3 protein-coding genes are annotated in these 3230 nt (G+C 52.8%); all 3 read left to right on the forward strand.

Features of this window, described 5'->3' with window-relative positions; all coding sequences use genetic code 11:
- On the forward strand, positions 1-1586 hold a 1586-nt coding region (locus tag AC2VLY_RS11715; RefSeq protein ID WP_486891746.1), incomplete at its 5' end, for an APC family permease.
- Positions 1587-1676: 90 nt separating this feature from the next.
- The gene (locus AC2VLY_RS11720; protein WP_486922330.1) at positions 1677-2147 is read left to right on the forward strand and encodes a LexA family protein; all 471 of its coding nucleotides are present in this window, start codon (positions 1677-1679) and stop codon (positions 2145-2147) included.
- A gap of 2 nt (positions 2148-2149) precedes the next feature.
- On the forward strand, positions 2150-3230 hold a 1081-nt coding region (locus tag AC2VLY_RS11725; RefSeq protein WP_486922331.1), incomplete at its 3' end, for a Y-family DNA polymerase.

A 3230-nucleotide genomic window follows, 5' to 3' on the forward strand; every position in this document is an offset into this window, starting at 1 on the left:
TGGTCAAAAAACTAAAAAGAGAAGTAGGATTCTCAGGCCTTATTTTTGCCAGCCTGGGGGGCATTATCGGATCCGGCTGGTTGTTCGGCCCACTGAATGCGGCCCATATCGCGGGTCCCCTCAGCATTTTTTCATGGTTGATTGGTGCGGTGACCATCCTGTTTCTGGGACTCACCTACGCCGAAGTCGGCCCGTTATTTCCGCGTGCGGGTGCTGCTGCGCATATCGCCAATGTCGTTCATGGTAATCTGCTTGGTAAAATCTGGGCCTGGCTGCTGTTCATGTTTTATATTGCCATTGCTCCTGTGGAAGTCATTGCGGTACTCACTTATGCCAACAACTATATTCCCGGCCTTTTACTGGGTAACACGGGTCTACTCAGCGGATTTGGTCTGCTTGCCGCCGTCGTTCTGCTGGGACTGATGTTCTTGCTGAACTTCCTGGGCATCAAACGGGTCACCCAGATTTTCACCAGCCTGGGATGGTGGAAGCTGGCGGTTCCTGTCCTGACCATCATCGTACTGGTAGCATTTTCCTATCATCCGGAAAATCTTCATATCATGCATATGAAGGAAAATGTGCATGGCATGTTTGTGGCTGTAGCTTCTTCCGGCATTGTCTTCAGTTACCTAGGCTTCAGACAGGCTATTGAATTAGGTGGAGAAAGCAAAAATCCAGGCAAACACATTCCCTTGGCGGTAATAGGCTCCATCGTTATTGGTGGCTGTCTTTACGTAGCCCTGCAATGGGCTTTTCTGGTCAGCATGCCACCCGATCAACTCACTCAGGGCTGGACCAAGCTCAGTTTCACTGGAGTATTTGGTCCCTTCGCAGCAGTTGCCGGCATGCTCGGGATTACCTGGCTGGCGGTGCTGATTTATGCAGATGCGCTCATTTCTCCCGGCGGCACTGCGCTTGTGTATGCCACTTCAGCGGCGCGCGCCGTAGTCGCCAATGGCGAAGTCAAGGCAGGGCCGAGCTTCTTCACCAAAATCAGTGAAGGCGGCGTGCCCTGGGTGGGTGTCATTGTCGCTTATGTCATTGGCTGTCTGTATTTTCTGCCTTTTCCTTCCTGGCAAAAGCTGGTGGGTTTCATTACCACCATTTCAGTCATTACCTACGGCATTGGTCCCATCGTCTTGTTGCAGTTACGCCGTTCCGTACCGGACCTGAAGCGACCCTTCCGCCTTTGGGGAGCGCACATTATCGCCCCTATTGCCTTTATTCTCTCCTCACTGGTTGCATATTGGGGTGGTTTGCAGGCACTTTCCTATATTTTTGGCGTACTGTTTGCCATTCTCTTCATTTACTGGATTGTGCACCTGATTCGGGGTAAATCCGGTGACAAGCCCCTCGGTTTCAAACATATTACCTGGATATTTCCCTATTTTATCGGGCTCTGGGTACTTTCCTGGTTTGGACCCAAGGTGTTGGGGGGATCCGGGGATATTCCTTTCTATCTGTCCATGTTGCTGGTCGCCATTCTGGCCATTATCTGCATGATCTGGGCACTGAAAGTCACCGTTCCGGATGGTCGTGTTACCGATTATTTTGCGGCCATGGATCATGAAGGCATAGATCTGTAGTTACGGCTCACCAGTGCATGTATTATCCAGCCCCCTTTTCAGGGGGCTTTTTGTTATCATAACCAACATTCCTATAGCGGAGTGAAAATCATGGGGCATTCAACATCCAGCGTGGTCAGCGACGCAGAGGCGGAACCGGTCATTTTTCGCCTGCCCAGCCAACCTGCGCCTTTAAAAAGACCGCTGTACGCATCACGCATTCCAGCCGGATTTCCTTCTCCTGCCGATGATCATGTCGAACGGTCTCTGGACCTGCACGAACACTTGCTGCCTCACCCCGATGCCAGTTTTTTTCTCAAAGTTTCCGGCGATTCCATGCTGGACTATGGCATCCACGATGGTGATCTGCTGATTGTGGATCGTGCCATTGATGCCCGGGAAGGTCATATTGTCATTGCCGCCATAGATGGAGAACTGACCGTCAAGAAGCTGGGAAAACACACCGGGAAGCCCGCTTTGCTGCCCGGCAATAGTGCGTACCCACCCATTTTGCTGGACCCCGAACAGGAACTGGTTATCTGGGGTGTGGTGCGGCACGTGATTCATAGTCTGGGACAGTGAACTTGCGCTTTGCACTGGTGGATGCCAACAATTTCTACGTATCCTGCGAACGCCTGTTTGCGCCACAACTGGAGGGCCGCCCCGTGGTCATCCTCAGCAATAATGACGGTTGTGCAGTATCCCGGTCCGCCGAAGCCAAGGCCCTGAAAATCGGCATGGGTACCCCCTATTTTCAGTGGCAGAAGCTGGCCAAACAGCAGGGGGTAGTCGTACTGTCTTCCAACTATGCCCTTTATGGAGAATTATCGGCGCGAATGATGCGCTTACTGGACAGCCTCAGCGCTGCACAGGAAATCTACAGCATTGATGAGTCATTTCTGCATATTCCAGTCAGCGGAAAGGAAGCGCTGCGCTGGGGCAGTGCAGTCCGGCATCGCGTTCGCAAGGAATTGGGCCTGCCTGTTTGTGTCGGCATGGGTCCTTCAAAAACCCTGGCCAAACTCTGCAATCACTGGGCTAAAAAAGGGCGCGTGGCAGAAGGCGTTTGTGACTGGGACAACATTCCCGACGACCAGAAGGTCCAGTGGCTTCAGGATACCCCTATTGATGCGGTCTGGGGTATCGGCAGACAGCTCGGCGAGTCCCTGCGCCGCCAGAATATTCAGCAGATTGCGGAATTTTTACGGGCGGATCCCGTCGCTATCCGCCAACGTTATAGCATCGTGTTAGCCCGTATCCAGCAGGAGTTGCAGGGTATTTCCTGTCTGCAGCTGGAACAGATACCCCAGAAAAGACAGCACATCCAATGTAGTCGTTCTTTTGGCCAAGCCGTGGAAAGCCTTACTGATCTGGAAGAAAGTTTGTCCGTGCATACCCAGCGTTGCGCCGCAAAGTTACGGCAGGACGGTCAAAAAGCCCAAGGCGTCCAGATACAAATTCGCAGCTCGCCCCATCGGGGACGTTATTATTCGGGAGTGGCCTTCCGCCCGCTGGCGAATCCGAGCAATCATTACCAGGATCTGTGGCAGGCGGTCAAAGCCGCGCTAGCAGAAGCCTATCGACCAGGCGTGCGCTATATCAAATCCGGCATTTTGCTGAGTGCCTTGCAGGACGTGAACATGCCGGAAACCCAGAGCCTGTTTA

The organism is Acidithiobacillus sp. TH-A36 (genome assembly GCF_057473445.1).